The sequence below is a fragment of the Dyella sp. genome, from assembly GCF_036746095.1.
Classification (GTDB): domain Bacteria; phylum Pseudomonadota; class Gammaproteobacteria; order Xanthomonadales; family Rhodanobacteraceae; genus Dyella_B.
The window spans coordinates 21987-43069 of sequence record NZ_DAIOEU010000041.1 but is presented as its reverse complement, the minus strand read 5'-3'; the positions used below and the strand labels follow the sequence as shown (position 1 = coordinate 43069).

The window sequence follows — 21083 nt, the reverse complement described above, 5'->3', positions numbered from 1 at the left end:
ACCTGATGGCCGACAACCTCACCGGCCAGGTGCGCAACATCGCCGAAGTGACCACCGCGGTGGCATCGGGCGATCTGTCCAAGAAGATCACCGTGGACGTCAAGGGCGAAATCCTGGAGCTGAAGAACACCATCAACGTGATGGTGGACCAGCTCAACGGCTTCGCCTCGGAAGTGACACGCGTGGCGCGCGAAGTGGGTACCGAAGGCAAGCTCGGCGGCCAGGCGCAGGTGCCCGGCGTGGCCGGTACCTGGAAGGACCTGACCGACAACGTCAACCTGATGGCCGACAACCTCACCGGCCAGGTGCGCAACATCGCCGAAGTCACCACGGCGGTAGCGCGCGGCGATCTGTCCAAGAAGATCACCGTGGACGTCAAAGGCGAAATCCTGGAACTGAAGGACACCATCAACGTGATGGTGGACCAGCTCAACTCCTTCGCTTCCGAAGTGACGCGTGTAGCGCGCGAAGTGGGTTCGGAAGGCAAGCTCGGCGGCCAGGCACGCGTGGAAGGCGTTGGCGGTACCTGGAAAGACCTGACCGACAACGTCAACCTGATGGCCGGCAACCTCACCGGTCAGGTGCGCAACATCGCCGAAGTGACGACGGCAGTGGCGCGCGGCGATCTGTCCAAGAAGATCACCGTGGACGTCAAAGGCGAAATCCTGGAACTGAAGGACACCATCAACGTGATGGTGGACCAGCTCAACTCCTTCGCGTCCGAAGTGAGCCGCGTGGCGCGCGAAGTGGGTTCGGAAGGCAAGCTCGGCGGCCAGGCGCAAGTGATCGGCGTGGGCGGCACGTGGAAAGACCTGACCGACAACGTCAATGCCATGGCCGCCAACCTCACCGGCCAGGTGCGCAACATCGCCGAAGTCACCACGGCGGTGGCGCTGGGCGATCTTTCCAAGAAGATCACCGTGGACGTCAAGGGCGAAATCCTGGAATTGAAGAACACCATCAACACCATGGTGGACCAGCTCAACTCCTTCGCGTCCGAAGTGACGCGCGTGGCGCGCGAAGTGGGTACCGAAGGCAAGCTCGGCGGCCAGGCGCAAGTGCGCGGTATTGCCGGCACCTGGAAAGATCTGACCGACAACGTCAACTTGATGGCCGACAACCTCACCGGCCAGGTGCGCAACATCGCCGAAGTCACCACGGCGGTGGCGCGCGGCGATCTGTCCAAGAAAATCACCGTGGACGTCAAGGGCGAAATCCTGGAACTGAAGGACACCATCAACACCATGGTGGTCCAGCTCAACGCGTTCGCCTCGGAAGTGACGCGCGTGGCGCGCGAGGTCGGCACCGAAGGCAAGCTCGGCGGCCAGGCGCAGGTACCGGGCGTGGGTGGCACCTGGAAGGACCTGACCGACAACGTGAACCTGATGGCGACCAACCTCACCAACCAGGTGCGCGGCATCGCCGAGGTGGTCACGGCGGTGGCGCAAGGCAACCTCAAGCGCAAGCTGTCGGTAGATGCCAAGGGCGAAATCGCCGCGCTGGCCGACACCATCAACGGCATGATCGAAACGCTGGCCACCTTCGCCGACCAGGTCACCAACATGGCGCGCGAAGTGGGTATCGAAGGCAAGCTCGGCGGCCAGGCGCGCGTGCCCGGCGCCGCGGGCTTGTGGCGCGACCTGACCGACAACGTGAACCAGCTCGCCGCCAACCTCACCAACCAGGTGCGCTCGATCGCGGACGTGGCCACCGCCGTGACCAAGGGCGACCTGTCGCGCTCGATCGCGGTGGAAGCTTCCGGCGAAATGGCCTCGTTGAAAGACAACATCAACGAGATGATCCGCAACCTCAAGGACCAGACCTTGAAGAACGCGGAACAGGATTGGCTGAAGACCAACCTCGCGCGCTTCTCGCGCATGCTGCAGGGCGAGCGCGACCTGGCCACCGTGTCCAACCTGATCATGTCGGAGCTGGCGCCGCTGGTGAATGCGCAATACGGCGTGTTCTACGTGACGCGCCGCGAGGAAAACGAAACCGTGCTGGACCTGGTCGCCAGCTACGGCGCGGAAAGCCGCGACATGCTCAAGCCCGCCTTCAAATTGCGCGAAGGACTGATTGGCCAATGTGCGGCCGACAAGCGCGCGATCCTGCTCTCCGACGTGCCTGCCGAATTCATTCGCATCAGTTCCGGGCTTGGCCAGGCGGCGCCGGTCAATACCGCGGTGCTGCCAGCGCTGTTCGAGGATGAGGTGAAGGCCGTGATCGAGTTGGCGTCCTTCAGCCGTTTCAACGAAACGCACCAGAGCTTCCTCGACCAGCTGATGGAATCGGTCGGCATCGTGCTGAACACGATCGCCGCCACCATGCGCACGGAAGGCCTGCTCAAGCAGTCGCAGTTGCTCACGCAGGAATTGCAGGCACGCCAGACCGAACTGACCACCAAGCAAAAAGAACTGCACACCACCAACGAGGAATTGCAGGAAAAAGCACAGCTGCTGGAGAACGAAAAGAAGCAGGTGGAAGCGAAGAACTTCGAGATCGACCTGGCCCGCCGCGCAGTGGAAGAAAAAGCCGAACAGCTGGCGCTCACTTCCAAATACAAGTCGGAGTTCCTGGCCAACATGAGCCACGAACTGCGTACGCCGCTGAACTCCCTGCTGATCCTGTCGCGGCTGCTCTCCGACAATCCGCAGGGCAACCTCAACGACAAGCAGATCGAATTCGCGCGCACCATCCACTCCGCGGGCTCCGATCTGCTCAACCTGATCAACGACATTCTCGATCTGTCCAAGATCGAATCGGGCACCGTGTCGATCGAGCTCGGCGACATGTCGATGAACAGCCTCAAGCAACACATGGAGCGCACGTTCCGTCAGCTGGCTGCCGACAAGAACCTGGATTTCCAGGTCGAGTTCAGCGCCAACCTGCCGGCTTCCATCCGCACCGATGAAAAACGCCTGCAGCAGATCGTGCTCAACCTGCTTTCCAATGCCTTCAAGTTCACCTCCCAGGGCCGCGTCACGCTGGCGGTGAACCGCGCCACCGGCGGCTGGAGCACGCATCACCGCGTGCTGCGCGATGCAGATTGCGCCATCGAAATCGCCGTGACCGACACCGGCATCGGCATCCCCAAGGACAAGCAGAAGCTGATCTTCGAAGCCTTCCAGCAGGCCGACGGCACCACCAGCCGCAAATACGGCGGCACCGGACTTGGGCTGTCCATCAGCCGCGAAATCGCCCGTCTGCTCGGCGGCGAACTGCAGGTTCGTTCCACCCCCGGCGAGGGTTCCATCTTCACACTGTTCGTGCCGATGGAGCTGCCTTCGCTGGCGGCTGCCGCACCGGCCATCCACACCGCGCGCTATGACAACAGCGGCGCCACCCTGCCCAATGTCCTGCCCGCGCAACTGGAAGTGACTGACGATCGCGATGCGCTGGATGATTCTCCGTTCGTGCTGATCGTCGAAGACGACCCCACTTTCGCCTCGATCCTGCTGGACATTGCGCGCGATGTCGGCCTGAAGGGCGTGGTGTCGACCGCCGGCGCCGGTACGCTGGCACTGGTGCGCAAGCTTCGCCCGCACGCCATCACGCTGGATCTTGGGCTGTCGGATATCGACGGCTTCGTGCTGCTGGATCTGCTCAAGCACGATCCGCACACCATGCATGTGCCGATCCACATTATTTCCGGCATCGAAAACCTGGCGGCCGATCAGTCACTCAACGATTACGGCGTCACCGAAAAACCGGCGACAGTCGAACGCCTGACAGACGTATTCACCGACCTGGCGCGGCGTATCCGCCAGAGGCCGGTACCGGCCGTTGTCCCGGCTGCGGACAGCGCCGCCATCACTGCCCTGCGGGCGGCGCCCGAATTGGCCGGCGCCAAAATCCTGATCGTCGATGACGACATCCGCAACATTTATTCCCTGACCAGCGTGCTGGAAAACTACGCGGTGGAAGTGCTGCATGCCGAACGCGGGCGCGATGGCATTCTCATCCTCGAACAGACGCCGGGCATCGACGTGGCGCTGATCGACATCATGATGCCCGAGATGGACGGCTACGAAACCATGAAGCAGATTCGCGCACAGCCCAAACTGGCCAACGTGCCGCTGATCTCGGTAACGGCCAAGGCCATGAAAGGCGACCGGCAGAAATGCCTGGACGCCGGCGCATCCGACTACATCGCCAAGCCGGTCGACATCGAATTGCTGCTCGCCCTGCTGCGCGTGTGGATCACGCGCTCGCGCGAGCGTGCAACGCCGAACGTGCAAACGCTGGAACTGGCGCTGGAGAACCAGCCATGACACCTTCCACACTCGCGGCCGTCCACGTGGCGCCCGATGGTCCTTCGCAAACCGCCGCCCGCGCCCGCGTATTGCTGGTGGACGACGATGAGGGCAACTTGCACGCGATCACCAACGTGCTGGAAGACATCGCGGAAGTAGTGCCGGCCAATTCGGGCGAAGAAGCGTTGCGGCAGCTGCTCAAGGGCGAGTTCGCGGTGATTCTGCTGGACGTCTACATGCCAGGCATGGATGGCTACGAAACCGCGCAGCTGATTCGGGCGCGCGAGCAGACCAAGCGCATCCCGATCATTTTCCTTTCCGCCGTGAACAAGGAGATGGAGCACCTCATCCGCGGCTATGCCATGGGCGCGGTCGACTACGTGTTCAAGCCGGTCGAGCCGATGGTGCTGCATTCGAAGGTGGCCGTGTTCGTCGACCTGTACATGATGCGGCGCGAAGTGCAATTGAAAGCCCTGCAGGAGCAGGCCTTGCGCGACGCCGCACTGCAAGCCGAGCAAGCCTTGCGGCGCGCCGAGCAGCGGCAGACCGCCATCCTGGAATCGCTGCCGATCGTGCTTTACCTGGAACAATGCGACGGCTCCCCGCACGCGCCCAGGTTCGTCAGCGGCAACTTCAAGGCGCTGACCGGTTTCACCCTGGATGAACTCACCACCCAGCCGATGCCATGGATGGACCGCGTACATCCCGACGACCGCGCGCACGTGGCCAGCGAGCTGGCCGCTCGGCAGGATGGACGCGACTACGCCGTGGAATACCGCTGGCTCATGGCCGATGGACAGTACCGCTATCTGCTGGACCAGGGCGTTATGCTGCGCGACGCGCAAGCCGATGCGCTGGAATACGCAGGCACCCTGCTGGACGTGACCGATCGCAAGGAACTGGAATCGCAGTTGCTGCACGCACGCAAGATGGATGCCCTGGGACAGATCACCGGCGGCATCGCGCACGATTTCAACAATCTGCTTGCGGCAGTGCTGGGTGGCCTGGAGACGCTGCAACTGCGCGTGCCGATGGCGCCCGAATACAATCGCCTGTTCAACATCACCCGCCGCGCCGCCGAACAAGGCGCGGCGTTGGTCGCACGCCTGCTGGCGTTTGCGCGCAAGCAGAAGCTCGAACCGGCCAGCATCGACATCGCGAAGTTCTCCACCGCCGTCACGCAACTGCTGGAGCACACGCTGGGCGGCATGGTGGCGCTCGATTGGCAGATGGAAGAGCACACCTGGCATCCCTATGCGGACGCAGGCCAGCTGGAACTTGCGTTGGTGAACCTGGCGATCAACGCGCGCGACGCGATGCCGCACGGCGGCACGATTCGCGTCAGGGGCCGCAACGCGCACGGCGGCCATGCCGGCCTTCCCGCCGGCGATTACGTGGTGCTGGCCGTGTCGGACGACGGCATCGGCATCTCGCCGGATGATCTTGAGCGCGTCACCGAACCGTTTTTCACCACCAAGGCGCAGGGCAAGGGCACCGGCCTCGGACTCAGCATGGTGTATGGTTTTGCCCGTCAATCCGACGGCACGGTGCGCATCGAAAGCCGGCTCGGCCAGGGCACCACGGTGGAAATCTGGTTGCCGCGCGCCGCACAGTTGCCGCAGATGATCGCCAACGCACCATCGTTGTCTTCAACGTTGCAAAGCAGCCCGCCGGAAGGCTTGCACCATATCCTGCTGATCGACGATCACGACGGCGTACGCCTGACCACCGTGACCTTGCTCGAAGAACTCGGCTACCGCGTCACCGCGCTGGCCGACGGTGCGCAAGCCGTCGACTTGCCGGACGAAACGCTGGAAGACGTCGACATGCTGATCAGCGATTACGCCATGCCGTTGATGTCCGGCTCAGAAGTCATTCGCCAATTGCGCGCGAAGAAACAGTCGCTGCCGGCGATCATCATTACCGGCCACGCGGATGCGATTGCGAATATTCCGGAGAGCGTGCGGGTGCTCAACAAGCCGTTTACACTGACGCAATTGCAGGAAGCGATCGTGGCGGTGGAGGCGGTGCAAGCGGCGTGAGTCTGATGATTGCGAATGACCATCCCCTCCCCTGCTTGCATGTGCCAGGCACATTCCCATCAACGGATTTTATTTCGAAAACTTCGACGCTACCTGCAACGCCGAGCCCTTCCACCGTTTCTGCTCCACCTTGCGCCACCACGGCTGCACGTCTTCCATAAACGCCGGCTCGACCGGCTCGCCCAGCAGCGGCATCATCAGTCCTGCCGGCGCCTTGGCGAGCAGCACTTCCGCCGGCTCGTCCCAGGCATGCATGGCCAGGTTGAACGTAGCCCAGTGAATCGGCAAAAAGCTTCCGCTGCCCAGTTGCCGCCACGCTTTCAAGGCATTGTCGGGGCCAAGATGGACGCTGCCCCACGATGGATGAAACGCACCGACTTCGATCATCACCAGGTCGAACGGCCCGAGACGCTGGCCGATCTCGGCAAAGTGCGGTGCAAGGCCGGTATCGCCGCTGAAGAACACCGCATGCCGTTCGCCGCGGATGGCGAACGACGACCACAACGTGCTGTTGCGGTCGCGCAGTGTGCGGCCTGAAAAGTGATGCGATGGCGCTGCGGTAATGGTGAGGCCGTTGACCATGGCGCTTTCCCACCAATCCAGTTCAGTGATGCGTTCGGCAGAAATGCCCCATGCTTCCAGGCGTGCGCCAACGCCAAGCGAGGTGACGAACGGTACGTTCAACGCAGCCAGCGTGCGCACGCTGAAGTAATCCAGATGATCGTAGTGATCGTGCGAGATCACGATCGCGTCGAGTTCGGGCAGTGCATCGATCGCCACCGGCACCGGCTGAAAACGCTTCGGCCCGAGCAACGGAAACGGCGAGGCCCGCTCGCCCCACACCGGATCGGTCAGCACGCGCTTGCCGTCGATTTCCAGCAAGACGGTGGAATGCCCGAGCCAGGTCGCGCGCAGGCCGGACTGCGCGCGCCGCGTCCACGCCGCGCGCGGATCGAGCGACGGCAGCGGTTGCGAGGGCACGCGCACGTCATTGCCGTGAAACATGAGGTCCATCAGCGCCGGCCGGCTTCCCACTTCGCGCACGGCACTGGGCGCATAGGTATTGATGAAGCCACCTTCCGCGTATTGCCTGGACGCATGCATGCGATCGAGCCGCAATCCGGCAAGTTTTTGGCGAAACGGAGACATGCCTACCTCTTTGGGGATACCAGTGATACGGCAGGCCGCGTACGGCCTGTCTGGGAACTATGTGTGCGTGGCGGGCACTATCAAGCCCTACTCAAGCGGCATTCGAGTACAGTTTTTGAATAGCAGGCCACGTAATCGCTATATGATGGCCGCGCACGCGCTCCATGCCGGATGACGGGGTATCGCCATGGGTTTGACATACATCTTCCACGACGGGCTGGTTCCGTTTCTCGCCGTGCTCGTAGCTACCACCTTCGTGGCACTCGCCTGCCATTACTTCACCAGCGGCTGGCCATCGCTGCTCGAATCCCTGTTCTGGGACTTCGTCGTCACGGTGGCGGCCTGTCTTGCCTTCATCGCGATTCCGTTGTGGCACCTGTCCGGCGCCGCGCTGCTGCCGTGGTCGGGCGAATGGGAACCCGTCGAGATTTATCGTGCGCTGGTGGAACTGTCCTGCCTGGCGGCGTTGATCGGCTACATCCTCGGTGCGGTGTTGATTCCGGTTGCCTGCAAACGCGCCGGTTGCTGGCAGTGATGCTCGATCACGCGTTGTGCCAGAAAAATTCGCCCAGCCTGCGCAACTCGTCGAACTGGCTTGCCAGTTCAAAGCTCAGTAAAAAAACCGCGGCATAGAACACGCCCTGGTACTTCACCGACCAATCCAGTGCCGGCACGGCAAGCCGCGCACGAATCATGGGATGGTTGAGCAGCAGGCAGATGATGATGCCAAGTGCAGCACCGGCCAGGATGTCGGTCGGGTAATGCATGCCTAAGTAGACGCGCGGAACGCAGATGAAGAAAAAGGCATAGATGTAGGCGAGGATCCCGAGCCGTCGCGAGGCGAGGAAGATGCCGGTGGCCACCGCGCACCACATCATGGCGTGATCGCTGGGGAACGAACTCCAGGTGCGCAGCACGGGCACTTTGCACGCCACCGGATCGCTCGGAAAGTTCATCATCAACGCCGGGTCGGCCATGGGCCGGAGCCGGAACGGCAGGTAGTGGGCGAGCAGCCTTCCCGTGGCCAGGGCAAGCATCGTCGCCACGGTCGTGGCCACGACAATTTCACGATCGCGCCGCGCCGTCGGCCCGTTCCGAAACCACAGCCACCACAGCAGGCAGATCATGCCCAGGCCACGCGTGAAATAAAATTTCTCGATGCCGAAAGCCACGTAATCGAGCATGGACGATCGAGGCACGACGTGGTTGATAAAGCGAAGAATGGCGAGATCGAACGGGTTCACTGGCGACAGGATTGCTACAGTGCGGTGACAGCTCAGTGATCTACTGTGTCAACCGTGCGTCAGACGTGAAAAATATGCCAAGGCGATGGTCGCACGCGCGTGACGGCTACCAAACGTTCATGGTCGCGTGCGATGAAGCGACCATTTCCATCCCTTGTCGCCATCAACGGGCGGATTCCTCCTTCGATTTGGCCTTGATCAACAGGCGGACTCGTTCCGCGTCTTCCGGCGTGGCGGGGTTGTAGACCACCATGCCCAAATCGGGCTGGCCATCAGGCGCTGGGGTTGGCGTTCCGCTCGCCCCAACCTGCGCTAATCAGGCGTCGTAACGAATTGCACTTGCTTGCCATCGAACAACGTCGCGACCAGCGTTCGGCCATCCGGCAGAAAGCTCAGCTCGCGCGGAAAGCCCGGCGCAGCCACTGACAACAGCTTCGTCGGCGCACTTCCATCCAAAGGCGTAAGCCCGGCCAACTGACCGCTGCCGTTTTTGCCGAAGCGATCGGATACGGCCACCCAGGCCTGTTTGCCATCAGGACGCACGGCGATACCAACGGGACTGTTACCGATGGGAAAATCACCGATAGCGGCGCGTCCGGCTTCATCAAACTGCACCTTCAACAGCGCATTGTCGCCGCGTGCCGTGACCCACAGCTGCTTTCCGGAAGGCGCCATGGCGATACGCACGGGATTGCATCCAGCGGGCCACGCCGTCACCACGGCGCGCGCGGGGTCGGTCGCCGCCTTGGCCACGTCGATCTTGAAGAGCAAGCCTTGCGGATGGGTCTGCCCCTCTCTCTGCTCCGGCTTGCATACTGCTTTCATGCTGGCCGGGCCGCGCTGGCTCGTCGCATATAGCCATTGGCCGTCCGGCGAAAACGCCATCCCCACCGGAGCCGCCGCCACGGGAACATGCCCGACCAGCACATCTTTGCTGAAGCCATCGGCGCGCGCCTTGGCAAGATCGAACACGCTGATGCGCGAGGCGTATTCATCGGCAACGAACACCAGCTTGTCGTTCGGACTGATGGCCGCGTAGACCGCACCGTCTTCCGAACCGGCCGGCAGGACGCCGAGCAATGGTTGGCCGCCGCCTGCCTCAAGCCTTTTGACATCCAGCACGGCGGTGCCGTTGCCCCCCGCCACCACAAGCACTTGCCCATCATGCGAGAGCGCTTCGCCGTACGCCTCGGTGCTCAAGGCGACCGTATGCTCAACGCCATAAACCCCGTCGTTGTCGTGCAATACGACGACCGCGCCCTTTCCTTTGCCACTGCTCGCAGAGACAAAGAGCCAACAACCCTCCGCATCCGGCAAGGCCGAAAACGGATGACCGGGCACATCGACACCAAGCGTTCGATTCGGCGGCGTGCAGCTTGCGGCATGCGATGGTGAAGCTGCCCATAGCACAAGCAGGCCGATGCAGAAGCAAGCGAACTTCATACGTTCCCCTGGCGAGACGTTTCCGTAATGGTCGTTCGGCCGAGCCGAATGCAGATCATGCCAGGCTGCAGTCAATCGCGCACAGCGCACCTTATTCGGTACGCGTTGCCGCAATCGGCGGCACGGACGCTGCGCGCAACGCCGGCGCAAGCACGGCGAGTTGGCCGAGCAACCAGAGCGCCAGCACGCCAACCGGCAGGTAGTACACCGGCAAGCGCGGTAACTCATACGAGAGCATCAGCCAGATGTTCAAGCCGTAAGCCAGCACCATTCCCAGCGTCACGCCCATGCTGACGATCAGGAAATTCTCGGTCTGGAAATAACGCAGGATGTCGCGCCGCGTGGCGCCCAGTGCACGCCGCACGCCGATTTGCTTTCGCCGTTGCGCGACCCAGAAACTGGCAAGACCGACGATGCCGAGCGCGGTCACCAGCAACAAGGCGGCGATCACTCCCAGCAGGATGCCGGTCATCGCAACATCCTGTTGAAAATAACTGCTGCGCAATTCGCCGATCGTGCGGCTTTGCTGCTGATCGAGCACGGCTTCCGGAGCGGCTTTTATGGCGGCGGCTCGTGCATCGCGCAGTACGCGCTGCAATTGCGCGGGTTCGGCGCGGATCAGATAGTTGCCGGCCAGATGCTTGCCCGGGATGCCGGGTACAAACACCGACCACTCCCGCGTGGCCGGACCGCCCTCGCCACCGCCAGGCCGCGCCAGATGTGCCACTACGCCGGCAACGCGATAGTGAGATCTGTCCATCCAGAATTCGCGGCCAAGCGGGTCTACACCTGGCCATAGATGCGCAGCCAACGCCCGCGTTATCCACACTGGCGCATCTGCCGGGGCAAAGTCGTTCAAGGCGCGGTAGTCGCCGGCCTTGGGCACATCGCCCGCTAGCAGTTCGAGTCCCAAGGCCTTGAAGCTGCCAGGCCCGCCGACATAGAAATCCACCACCCCGCCCGGCTGTCGATTGGCTGCATCCAGATGAATGCCTGCGGTGCCCGCATGTTCACCGAACGGCACTGCGTTGATTACGCTGACCGCTTGCATGCCCGGCACCTGGCCGAGCGCAGACAGCACGCGTGCATTGAGATCGACGTCGTTGCAGTCATCGCAATCGAGCTTGATCTGCGCAAGCGAGGTTTCATCCACCCCGGCTTGGATGTGCATCTGCTCGACACGGTTGGCAATGAGAAAGCACGCATTGCATAGCACGGCGCACGCCAACGCGATTTCCAGCGCGATAAGCATGGTGGCCAGGCGGTGGCGGCGAAGGGCGGAAAGTATCGGTGCAATATGCATGATCGGCCCCTTATAGCGTCTTCAACTGCAACGCCGGGGCCACGCGGCTTGCCCGGAAGGCCGGCAGCAATCCGGCAAGAAGCGTCGCCGCAATCGCCGCAGCAAACGTCAGCATGAAGATGGAGAAATCCAGGTGCACCAGATCCGCATAAACCGCAGGTTGCCGGCGTACGATCCACAACCCAAACAGGGTCAATAGCCATCCGCCAAAACCACCGAGCAAACCGACGACGGAGGCTTCCACCAGGCACTGCATGAAAACGGCTGCACGTGTCGCACCAAGCGCCCGCCGTACGCCAATCTCGCCGCCGCGATGCAGGAACTTGGCCAACAAGAGCCCCACCGTGTTGAACAGGCAGATGACCAGGAAAGCGACGGCCAGCCATGTCTGCAACCGCACGTCACCCGGCACCACGTGATTGAAGTCCAGCCACGCCATCAGGTTTCTCATGCGGGTATTGCCGGCATGATTGAAACGTCCAAGCGCCATTTGCTGGGCGGCGTAATCCGCTACGAAGCGCCGATACGCAGCCACTTTGGATGCGTCATTCAACTGCACCCACAGGCTCACCCATAGACATGGCCAATCCTGCTGGCTGCCGGCCAGGTCAGGACTATGCCAACAAGTGAATTGCTCGAAATGGTTGCGATTGATGTCCTGCCCGGTGGAGAACGGGATCATGAGATCCTCGGGCTTCACGTAGAAGTCCGCCGTGTCGCCATCGGAAAAGCGCCCACCGGCCACGTCATAAAACAGCGGCGAGGGACGCCACGGCTTGAGCACACCCACGATGCGCACATCGCTGTCGCGTATCCGCAACGTGCGGCCCACGCTGTTGGCGCCGCCGAAAAGTTTGCGGTTCAAATCATCGGAGATCACCACCACTCTCGTCCGGCGTTCGTCGTCCGCGGCATCCCACACCTGCCCGTATTGGAACGGAACGTCGAACATCGCAAAGAAATCCGCGGTAGTCGCCAGCAGCCGCACCTCCAGTGCCGGCATGTCCGCATCAGGGGCTTTGACCCGAATGTCGCCTTTGGCAATGAGTGCCTGGCGGTCCGCGCGCTTGGCCGACCAGAGATCGACGGCGGAATGAAAATCCATCACGTCGCGCGGTTCATGATCATCGCTATCGTTGGGGTCGGGGTCCACCTGCGGATAGAAGATGTGCGCGCTGCGCCCTGGCAGCGGATCGCCGGAAAGAATGTGCATCACCGTAAGCGTGGTCATGCTTGCGCCGATACCTATCGCGATCGCCAGCACCATCAAAGCCGTAAGGACTCGGTTGCGTTTCAGGCTTTGAAACGCCAATAACAGGAAATAGCCGAACATCCCTCTCGTTCCTCCGTTTTATCGGCGCATGCGCCGAGCACCGACGCCATAGGCTGGCGACAGGAATTAGCAAACCGTATGCCATAAAAGCAGGATCCAAAAAGCCTTACGCATCAAAGCTATCCTTGCGATGCATGGCATGCACGAGTGTCCGCGGACATTCGTGCGGACAGGCGGACATGAGGAGCACGGCTCTCCGTGAAAATGAAGCGCTTTCAAGATTTCGCTAAAACGGTGGGCGTGATGCCCGTTGCAGCTTGATCCTGAAGAGCGTGGCGCGCCGAACCGGCTATATTGTCCAGCCTTCGTACCTGCTCCAAATACAGAGACGCGAAAAAAATGAGCACGATTTCAAAATCGCTTCATCAAATCCGTGCCATTTTCAAGTTTAAAAAAAACCTATTCCCATGCCTTGGATCAATGGCCTTGCTGGCGACCGCCGTGACAGGAACCGCTGCAGCGCAGGTGGGATCGGGCCCCATGGCAATGCCGCCGCCTCCGGCATTGCCCGCGCCGCAGGACAAGCCCTTCAAGGACGCCATCGCATTGGTGGTCAACGCCACTGATACCGACCATCAGATTTTCTCGGTTCACGAGACTATTCCCGTTCAAACACCCGGTGACGTGGTATTGCTCTATCCGGAATGGGAAACGGCAAGCCACGCGCCGACCGCCGGCGCTGCCGAGTTGGCCGGCCTGCTGGTGGAGGTAGACGGAGTACGTTCGGAGTGGGTGCGAGACCCGGTGGACATGCATGCCTTCCACGTCGACATACCGGAAGGGGCCAGGGCGATCACACTGGATTTCCAGTTTCTCGCGCCTGCCAGGAGCCACCTGCTACGGCCGAATATGATCAACGTGCCCTGGCAGCGTGTGTTGCTCTACCCCGCCGGCTGGTACGTGCGGGATATCCCGGTGACCGCCACGCTCATGCTGCCGCCCGGACTTACCGCTTTCACTGCACTTGCCTTCCACGATGCCGGCAACGATACGCTCAGGTTCGACACGGTAACGCTCGAGCAATTGGTCGACGCGCCTGTTTATGCCGGCAGATATACGCGTCAGGTCGTGCTCGACGAAAACGCCGCCAAGCCGGTGCGGTTGGATGTATTGGCCGATGCACCGGAATATCTCGCCATGACCCAGGACGAAGTCGCACGCATGAAAGCGCTCGTTGCGCAGGGTTTGAAGACATTCGGCACGCCGCCGTACCGCCATTACGACGCCATCGTTACGTTGAGCGATGTGCTATCGCCCGATGGCGGCGGCGGCATCGAACACCTGGAGGAAGGCGAAAATAACCTTCCCGCCGCGTACTTCGGCAACACGGCGCAACAGCTCAACAATCTTGACCTGATCGCGCACGAGTTTGTGCACGCATGGAACGGTCGATGGCGCCAACCTGCGGATTTATGGTCGCCCACCTTCAATCAGCCCGTCATGGGCTCGCTGTTATGGGTGTATGAAGGCCAGACCGAATTTTGGGGCCGGGTGCTGGCCGCCCGTGCAGGCTTGCGCGATCGCCAGCAAACCTTGGACAAGTTGGCGTTAGACGCCAGCATCGTCGCCAACCGTGACGGCCGAAGCTGGAAAAACCTGCAGGACAGCACCAACGACGCGATCTATATGGCCGGGCATCACGTCGCATGGCGCGATTGGCAACGCCGCGAAGATTACTACCCTGAGGGAGTATTGCTCTGGTTGGACGTTGATGCGCGGCTGCGTGAGTTGAGCCATGGCAAACGCGGCTTGGACGATTTCGCGCAGCTCTTTTTCAATGCCAAAAAAAATCAAACGCGTACCTATACCTTCCAGGATGTCTGCGAGGCATTGAACACGGTCGCTCCCGATGATTGGGCAGGCTTTCTCAATCGCCACCTTCGCAGCCACCAAGCCAGTGACGCGATCGCAGGGTTGGCGCGCGCCGGATGGAAACTCACGTACAGCGACGTTCCCACGGCAACCTTTCTTCAGGATGAAAAGGAAGCCGGCGTCAGCAATCTCGACGGTTCGATCGGCTTGCAAGTCGACGCGGATGGCGAAGTGCAATCCGTTCAGTGGAATGGGCCGGCGTTCCGCGCAGGCTTGTCACCCGGCTCGCGTGTGATTGGCGTGAATGGGCAACCCTTCTCCGCGACGTTGCTCAAAGCCGCCGTCCAATCGTCCGCGGTAAAACCCCTGCATCTTCGGGTTGGCATCCAAGGGGACAAACGCGACATCGTGATCGGCTATCGAGGCAGCTTGCGCTATCCGCATCTTGAACGTATCGCAGGGACGCCTGACCGGCTCTCCGCCCTGCTCGATCCCCGATAAAAGCAGTGCGCGCTGCTCTGGGTTGCGAACATCGCCTCGCCCTGCCGTGCTTATTCACAAAACCCTGGACTGGAAAACTACTAGATGCCTAGTTGACAGTGCGCAAGATCGGCCTAGAATCTACTAAGCTCTTAGTAGACCAGTGCTCTCCCATGAAAATTTCGCTTACCGACCGCGAGGCCGACGTCATGCAGGTGCTGTGGGATCATGGCCCCTCCGTGGTCTCCGAAGTGCGCGAGCGCTTGAGCGATCCGCTCGCCTATACCACCGTACTGACCGTACTGCGCACGCTGGAAGCAAAAGGCTATGTCGGGCACGACGAAGAGGGACGCGGGCATCGTTATTTCGCCAGCGTGAAGCAGCAGGCCGCACGCAAAAGCGCGCTGCAGCACCTCACCGACAAGCTGTTCAAGGGCTCTGCCGAACTGCTCTTTTCGCACCTTGTTTCCGACCAGAAATTGACGCCGGAGCAGATCAAGCGCATGCGGCAATTGCTGGCGAATCAATCCGGCAAGGACAAACCCTGATGTTGGCCATGGTCAGCTATGTGGTGATGGTCGGCGTCTTGCTGAGCATCGCAGCGCTGGTGGCCGAATACGCCGCAAAACAGCGTGCCGCATCGAGGCGATGGATCTGGATAACAACCATCGCCGCCTCGCTGCTGCTCCCGCTGATCATTCCCAACGTCACGGTGCACATGCCGGATCTGATCAAACCGGCGGCCGAGGATAAGGCGATTGCACTGCGTGACATGACATCGGTACACGTACCTTTGGCGGTGCTCGACCTTGGCTTGCCGGATACCGCCGTAAAAGCGTATTGGCTTGACGCCTTTTTTCACCGCATGTGGCTGGCCATCTCCCTGGCCGTGCTGGCGGCACTCACGCTCAGCGGCGGCCTGCTCTATTGGCGCAAGCGTCACTGGCTGCAAGGCCGCCTTGGCAACACCCCCGTGTTGATTGCACCTGATATCGGGCCTGCCGTGGTGGGCTTGCTGCGCCCGCGCATCGTCATACCGGCCTGGCTGCTGCACGAGTCAGCCGAACGTCAACAGTTCGTGCTTGCCCATGAGCAATCCCACCTGGATGCACGCGATCCGCAGATGCTCACCATCGCGCTGTGCCTGCTGGTCGTCATGCCCTGGAACCTGCCGCTTTGGTGGCAATTCCATCGGCTGCGCCGCGCCATCGAGGTGGATTGCGATGCGCGCGTGCTGCGTGGCGGCCGGGACATGGCGGAATACTGCGAAACCCTGATTCAAGTGGGCCAGAACCAGTCCCGCTACATCGGCGCCGTGGCTGCCATGTCGGAGTCCGGATCGTTTCTCGAACAGAGGATCAAGATCATGTTGCTGAAACCACGGAAATGGGCGCGCCTGTCGGCGCTTGCGATGATGAGTGTGTCGGTGGGCATGGCGGCATTCGCTGCGCAGGTGACGCCGCCGGATGCAAGCGATGTATCGGCCAAGCATGCGATAAGCGTGAACCCAGCCGTGCTTGCCAAGTATGTGGGCATTTACCAGTTCGGCCCGTACTCGGTGCTGACGGTGAAGCTGGACGGAACGCAGCTTGAAGCACAACTCACAGGACAACCGTTTTTTCCGGTTTATCCGAGCGGCGATACGACTTTCTTCTACAAAGTGGTCGATGCACATATGAACTTCGTGACGACTGCGCAAGGACAGGTCACCAGCGTGGAGTTCTATCAGAACGGGCAACACATTGGCGCTCCACGCATCGATGCTGATACGGCGCAACGCCTGCAGAGCGCACTGGAAAAACGGGTAAGTGCTCAACAGCCCTATGCCGATAGTGAGCAGGTTTTGCAGATCCTGCTCTCTGGAAATACTGATTCGCCACGCCTGAGTCCTGCATTGGTTCAAGCCATACGCGAGCGGCATTCAGCGTTGGAAGCCATGGTGGGCAAGCTTGGCCCGATAACGTCGCACGAGTTTATTGGAGTCAATCCCCAAGGATGGGACAAATACCTTGTTCGCCATATAAATGGCACGGAAAACGTGAGCTTTGTGCTGGATTCGCACGGCGTCATCGTCGGTGCCCTCCGTCATCCGTAGATCGGTATTGGACGTGTGGGCAGGCATGGATATTCGGCAACCGACAGGCGCAGTAGTATCCGTGACTTGTCCCGCTTACCGGTGTCCCCTTGTCCTCATTCAATGATCCGAGCGCCGTCGCTCGCTACGCAGAAGGCCCGGCCCGGCAGGTGCCGGGCTTGCATGCCCTGCAGCAAATGGCCCTGCTGCTTCTTGCCGAACATGTTCCCTCAGATGGTCACGTACTGGTGCTTGGCGCAGGCGGCGGCTTGGAGTTGAAAGCCTTTGCCGAACGGCAGCCAGGATGGCGCTTCCTGGGCATCGATCCATCTGCCGAGATGCTCAAGCTTGCAGAACAAACGCTAGGTCCGCTCGCATCCCGCGTAGAGCTTTTGGAAGGCTATATCGACGACGCACCGAACACTCGCTTCGATGGCGCAACCTGCCTGCTGACTTTGCACTTCCTCTCCACCGAGCAACGCCTGGACGCGCTCAAGAAACTGAGGCAACGGCTGAAACCAGGCGCTCCGCTGGTCGTTGCGCATCACAGTTTTCCACAGAGCGAACCCGAAAAAACCCGGTGGCTATCGCGTTACGCCGCCTTTGCAGTGCTATCCGGCATTCCGGAAGCAAATGCGAAAACGGCCATCGGGGCCATCGGCTCCAGGCTCCCATTGCTCTCACCGGAGCAGGAAGCCGCCCTGCTGCACGAGGCGGGCTTTCCATCGGTTGAACTGTTCTACGCGGCCTTCACGTTCAGGGGATGGGTGGCTTACGCGCCGTCCTGACGACATCCAGTAGCAGCACAACGCGGCCACAAAACATCCTCAAGCTCAACGCGCCGTCGTAGCCCTTCCCATTTCAGCTCTCAATTGCGCGACATCCTTTACGTTCACCATGAGATTCCCATCCATGGCGGTGGCAAAAGGCCCCATATAGCTTCGATACGTGCCATGCGCCGATTTGTCGGTCAGCGCGACCAACTCATGCCCATCCTTTCGAACGGGCTGCAAGGTAATCTCGCGCATCGAACCGTCCGACATGGTGACTTTACGGGTGAATTGACCCGAGAATGCCTGGGCAGGAACGAGATGGCTGCGGATCTCGTCGATAAAGACGGTGTAAGCGTGATCGGAAGGTACGACGGAGGGACTGCCGGGCGATGCGAAGACGAATCCGGCAGCGGAAGCCGCGGCGCCTGCCACAAAACCTGCCGTAACAAGAAGGAATGAACGATTGGAGATTGCCATCGTAGCCTCCTGATTGGGTGCGCCTAGGTTGTGACACGGATCAGGTGGCCTGGTTCCTATCCGATTGCCAGTCACTACGAAGCAGGCCGTACAAGGCAGTGTCCATCACCTCTTCACCGACTATCCACCGCTCACGCAGATACCCCTCTCGCTTGAATCCCAGGCGTTCGAGCAATTGAATCGATGAAAGATTGCTCGGATCAACGTCCGCTTCGATGCGACGCAAGCCGATGCTTTTGAAACCATATTCGATCAGGGCGGTGGCGGCTTCGACCATATAACCGTTACCCCAGAACTTTCGCCTGAGGCAGAAGCCGATTTCGGCACGCTGGGAGTGGACGATGCCGTTGAATAGCGCGCAATCGCCAAGCACCTCGCCGCTTTCGGCCAGTTCGATCACGCAGGTCACGCTGCTGCCATCGTTCAAGGACTGCAATTTGTCTGCAACGCGAGCTTGCGCTTGCTCTCTATCCTGCATCGGCAGGAACGAGAAATAGCGCATCGCTTCGGGGTCAGACCACACTTCAAAAAAAGCCGACGCATCTTCTTGCCGAAGAGGACGAAGACGAAGGCGCTTAGTGTCAATGCTTACGGGTTTGAACATGGATTGAAGCCTTTGCAAGTTGCCAGGCCCGAAGCTCATCGGCGCAAGCTATTGAACTCAACCAAGCGAGGGAAATGCAACAATGCGCAATTTGGCGCCGGCGTAAGGTACCAGCGTGATGGTTTGGGCGGCTTCATCAGCAGACGGTTCTGCTTTTGCGGGCACCGGCTCCGCATTCCCCTCCTCCGCCTTCCACGCCGGCACGTAACGGGCTTGCAGCGACAATTGCACAGCCGGTGTGGTGCCGGCGAAAGGTTTCTCGCCGATGGGATGCTCGCTCACGGCAACAGGTACATCAGGCTCGATGCCCAGGTTCCAGCGCGAGCCGGGATAAACCTGCCAATCGTTGGTCGGGCCGCGCTTGCGCCAGATAACCCAGTTCTCCTTGATCGGCAGCGCATAGACCAAGGCGCCACGGCTGAAGCTGACGGCGCCGTTGTAACCGCGCTCGGCTTTCACCTCGGCGCGGAAGGCTACTTCAATGACATCGCCTGACGTCCAGGTGCGCTCGATGGTCGTAAAACCCGAACTCGCCTTGATCGTTTTGCCATTGACCATGATGCGCGTATCTTGCGACCACGCCGGCATGCGCAGGCGCAACGGAAATGCCAATGCGCGTTGCGGCTTGACGGTGATGCTGACGGTTTGCCGGAAGGGATAGTCGCTGACCTGTTCAACCACCACCGGCACGTCGCGCACCACCGTATGGACCGTGCAAGGCGCGTAACTCATCGCGGCCAAGCCGCCATCCGCCGTAGCCATCCATAAGCTGTTGGTGAACTTGGGCCAGCCTTGGTGGAAATTCGCCGTGCAACAGCGGAAATTGGGCTCAAGTCCAAACAGGTTCGACTCCGGGCCATCGCTGGTCCACGGCTGGCGATGCAGGCTGCATTCCACTTGATTGGGCTGCTGGTTATATTGATGCGCCCACATGTCATCGGTCAGTGCCGCGGGCAGCGCGTTGAAGGCGATACGTTCCAACCGATCGCCCAGCACGGCATCGCCGGTAATGGCCAACGCCAGCTCCAGCGAATACATGGTCTCGACCACGGTGCATAGTTCGGTGCCTTGCGACGGGCTGCGGCCGGCAAGATGTTCATCGGCGGAAAACATGCCGTTGGGCAAGCCATGATAGGTATCGAGCATCTGCAGTTGATGATGGACCCCGTCGCGATCGACCGCACTGCCAGATACGATCGACCACACCGGTGACGCCTTCAACGCCTGCGCATTATTGACGCCGTGTACTTGCAGGCCGAGGTCTTCCATGAAGACGTCCGAGCTGCCCGCCTGCTTGCGCAGCGCATCCGCATCCACCTTCTGCGTGAATCGAAAATGCGCGAAGGCGCCTTGCCAGTCATACCCTTGCTGCTTGAGCAGCTGCGCCAGCTCGAGCAGCTTGGGATCGTACGTGCGCTGGTAGAGCCACAGTACCGAGACCAGCTCGTCCTGCCAGCGCATACGTCCCCAATCGCGCAACGGACGCGCCGGCATGGCCTGCAACTGATAGTGGAAATAGCGCGTCATCACGGGCATCACGCGCGGGTCGCCGGTCAGCTCTTGATACTGGGTCAGCACCTTGAGCATGACCATGCGCGGCCACCAGTCATCGTTGCTCCTGGGGCCAAACATGCCGTTGTCCCACGGATGATCCAGCGTCCAGTCGATAAAACGCATCGCCTTGGCTTTGAGCTTGGGCGAATCCAACTGCCACGCCAGGGGCACCAGACCATCGAGAAAATACGGGCCGTCTTCCCACGATTCGCCATTGCCACCTGACCAACCGCTATCCGGCCCCACGATGGGCCAGAATTCGTCCAAGTGGCCACCCAAACCGCCTGCCTGGATTTGCAGTTGCCGCAACAACCAGCCACCGGGCTTGATCGAGCCGGCCGGCAGCAATGCAAACGGTTGTGGCATCAAGGGCGCTTGCGGAAACAGCGGCGCTTGCCCGGCACCGCCTCCCACGGATGCAGCGGTCGAACCGGCAGTTGCCGCAAGCGAACGGAACGTCAGCGCACTCATGGCACCTGCCAAAGCCGCCCCTTGCAGGAAGGTGCGCCGGCTCATCGGGGAAAGCTGGAACATGCGCTGGC

15 protein-coding genes are annotated in these 21083 nt (G+C 61.0%); 7 read left to right on the top strand and 8 right to left on the bottom strand.

The genetic code is table 11. The features are described from left to right. On the top strand, positions 1-4271 hold a 4271-nt coding region (locus V7M64_RS15690), incomplete at its 5' end, for a HAMP domain-containing protein (protein WP_333680334.1). Further along, positions 4268-6295 (top strand): response regulator, encoded by a 2028-nt coding sequence (locus tag V7M64_RS15685; protein ID WP_333680333.1) that lies wholly within the window; start codon positions 4268-4270, stop codon positions 6293-6295. The genes V7M64_RS15690 and V7M64_RS15685, both read left to right, overlap by 4 nt. 69 nt (positions 6296-6364) lie before the next feature. On the opposite strand, the gene V7M64_RS15680 is transcribed toward V7M64_RS15685, so the two are convergent. After that, positions 6365-7444 carry an MBL fold metallo-hydrolase gene (locus V7M64_RS15680; protein WP_333680332.1) on the bottom strand — a complete coding sequence of 360 codons (1080 nt, stop codon included), beginning with the start codon at positions 7442-7444 and terminating at the stop codon, positions 6365-6367. Positions 7445-7631: 187 nt separating this feature from the next. Here V7M64_RS15680 and V7M64_RS15675 point away from each other — a divergent pair, with 187 nt between their 5' ends. After that, positions 7632-7979: a hypothetical protein gene (locus tag V7M64_RS15675; RefSeq protein WP_333680330.1), complete on the top strand. Its 348-nt coding sequence runs from the start codon at positions 7632-7634 to the stop codon at positions 7977-7979. A gap of 7 nt (positions 7980-7986) precedes the next feature. Here V7M64_RS15675 and V7M64_RS15670 read toward each other — a convergent pair whose 3' ends face one another. The 4 genes from V7M64_RS15670 to V7M64_RS15655 all read right to left on the bottom strand — a co-directional run bounded on the left by V7M64_RS15670 (position 7987) and on the right by V7M64_RS15655 (position 12767). After that, positions 7987-8571, bottom strand: a complete 585-nt coding sequence (locus V7M64_RS15670; RefSeq protein ID WP_333680328.1) for a phosphatase PAP2 family protein — start codon at positions 8569-8571, stop codon at positions 7987-7989. A 429-nt stretch (positions 8572-9000) separates the two neighbouring features. Then, complete coding sequence (locus tag V7M64_RS15665; protein ID WP_333680327.1) at positions 9001-10131, bottom strand: hypothetical protein; 1131 nt, start codon at positions 10129-10131, stop codon at positions 9001-9003. Positions 10132-10222: 91 nt separating this feature from the next. After that, positions 10223-11434: an FtsX-like permease family protein gene (locus tag V7M64_RS15660; protein ID WP_333680326.1), complete on the bottom strand. Its 1212-nt coding sequence runs from the start codon at positions 11432-11434 to the stop codon at positions 10223-10225. Between the two features lie 10 nt (positions 11435-11444). Then, positions 11445-12767 (bottom strand): ABC transporter permease, encoded by a 1323-nt coding sequence (locus tag V7M64_RS15655; RefSeq protein WP_333680324.1) that lies wholly within the window; start codon positions 12765-12767, stop codon positions 11445-11447. Between the two features lie 480 nt (positions 12768-13247). Here V7M64_RS15655 and V7M64_RS15650 point away from each other — a divergent pair, with 480 nt between their 5' ends. The 4 genes from V7M64_RS15650 (at position 13248) to V7M64_RS15635 (ending at position 17921) form a co-directional block, all read left to right on the top strand. Continuing rightward, positions 13248-15080, top strand: coding sequence for a M61 family peptidase (locus V7M64_RS15650; protein WP_333680322.1), 1833 nt, complete (start codon positions 13248-13250; stop codon positions 15078-15080). Positions 15081-15232: 152 nt separating this feature from the next. After that, the gene (locus V7M64_RS15645; protein WP_333680321.1) at positions 15233-15607 is read left to right on the top strand and encodes a BlaI/MecI/CopY family transcriptional regulator; all 375 of its coding nucleotides are present in this window, start codon (positions 15233-15235) and stop codon (positions 15605-15607) included. Next, complete coding sequence (locus V7M64_RS15640) at positions 15607-17154, top strand: M56 family metallopeptidase (RefSeq protein ID WP_333680320.1); 1548 nt, start codon at positions 15607-15609, stop codon at positions 17152-17154. Before V7M64_RS15645 ends, V7M64_RS15640 begins: the two co-directional genes overlap by 1 nt. Positions 17155-17243: 89 nt before the next feature. Then, positions 17244-17921, top strand: coding sequence for a methyltransferase (locus V7M64_RS15635; RefSeq protein WP_333680319.1), 678 nt, complete (start codon positions 17244-17246; stop codon positions 17919-17921). A 45-nt stretch (positions 17922-17966) separates the two neighbouring features. On the opposite strand, the gene V7M64_RS15630 is transcribed toward V7M64_RS15635, so the two are convergent. The 3 genes from V7M64_RS15630 to V7M64_RS15620 are packed head-to-tail and all read right to left on the bottom strand — an operon-like array spanning position 17967 to position 21075. Then, positions 17967-18383 (bottom strand): hypothetical protein, encoded by a 417-nt coding sequence (locus tag V7M64_RS15630; RefSeq protein ID WP_333680317.1) that lies wholly within the window; start codon positions 18381-18383, stop codon positions 17967-17969. 40 nt (positions 18384-18423) lie between these two features. Continuing rightward, positions 18424-18987, bottom strand: coding sequence for a GNAT family N-acetyltransferase (locus V7M64_RS15625; RefSeq protein ID WP_333680316.1), 564 nt, complete (start codon positions 18985-18987; stop codon positions 18424-18426). Between the two features lie 57 nt (positions 18988-19044). Beyond that, complete coding sequence (locus tag V7M64_RS15620) at positions 19045-21075, bottom strand: beta-L-arabinofuranosidase domain-containing protein (RefSeq protein WP_333680315.1); 2031 nt, start codon at positions 21073-21075, stop codon at positions 19045-19047. Between the last annotated feature and the right edge of the window lie 8 nt (positions 21076-21083).

Bases quoted from the DNA above. Each gene is read 5' to 3' on its own strand.
- V7M64_RS15620 (WP_333680315.1), bottom strand. From the start codon at position 21,075: ATGTTCCAGCTTTCCCCGATGAGCCGGCGCACCTTCCTGCAAGGGGCG.
- V7M64_RS15675 (WP_333680330.1), top strand. From the start codon at position 7,632: ATGGGTTTGACATACATCTTCCACGACGGGCTGGTTCCGTTTCTCGCC.
- V7M64_RS15625 (WP_333680316.1), bottom strand. From the start codon at position 18,987: ATGTTCAAACCCGTAAGCATTGACACTAAGCGCCTTCGTCTTCGTCCT.
- V7M64_RS15680 (WP_333680332.1), bottom strand. From the start codon at position 7,444: ATGTCTCCGTTTCGCCAAAAACTTGCCGGATTGCGGCTCGATCGCATG.
- V7M64_RS15660 (WP_333680326.1), bottom strand. From the start codon at position 11,434: ATGCATATTGCACCGATACTTTCCGCCCTTCGCCGCCACCGCCTGGCC.
- V7M64_RS15645 (WP_333680321.1), top strand. From the start codon at position 15,233: ATGAAAATTTCGCTTACCGACCGCGAGGCCGACGTCATGCAGGTGCTG.
- V7M64_RS15640 (WP_333680320.1), top strand. From the start codon at position 15,607: ATGTTGGCCATGGTCAGCTATGTGGTGATGGTCGGCGTCTTGCTGAGC.
- V7M64_RS15685 (WP_333680333.1), top strand. From the start codon at position 4,268: ATGACACCTTCCACACTCGCGGCCGTCCACGTGGCGCCCGATGGTCCT.
- V7M64_RS15630 (WP_333680317.1), bottom strand. From the start codon at position 18,383: ATGGCAATCTCCAATCGTTCATTCCTTCTTGTTACGGCAGGTTTTGTG.
- V7M64_RS15665 (WP_333680327.1), bottom strand. From the start codon at position 10,131: ATGAAGTTCGCTTGCTTCTGCATCGGCCTGCTTGTGCTATGGGCAGCT.
- V7M64_RS15650 (WP_333680322.1), top strand. From the start codon at position 13,248: ATGGCAATGCCGCCGCCTCCGGCATTGCCCGCGCCGCAGGACAAGCCC.
- V7M64_RS15655 (WP_333680324.1), bottom strand. From the start codon at position 12,767: ATGTTCGGCTATTTCCTGTTATTGGCGTTTCAAAGCCTGAAACGCAAC.
- V7M64_RS15670 (WP_333680328.1), bottom strand. From the start codon at position 8,571: ATGATCTGCCTGCTGTGGTGGCTGTGGTTTCGGAACGGGCCGACGGCG.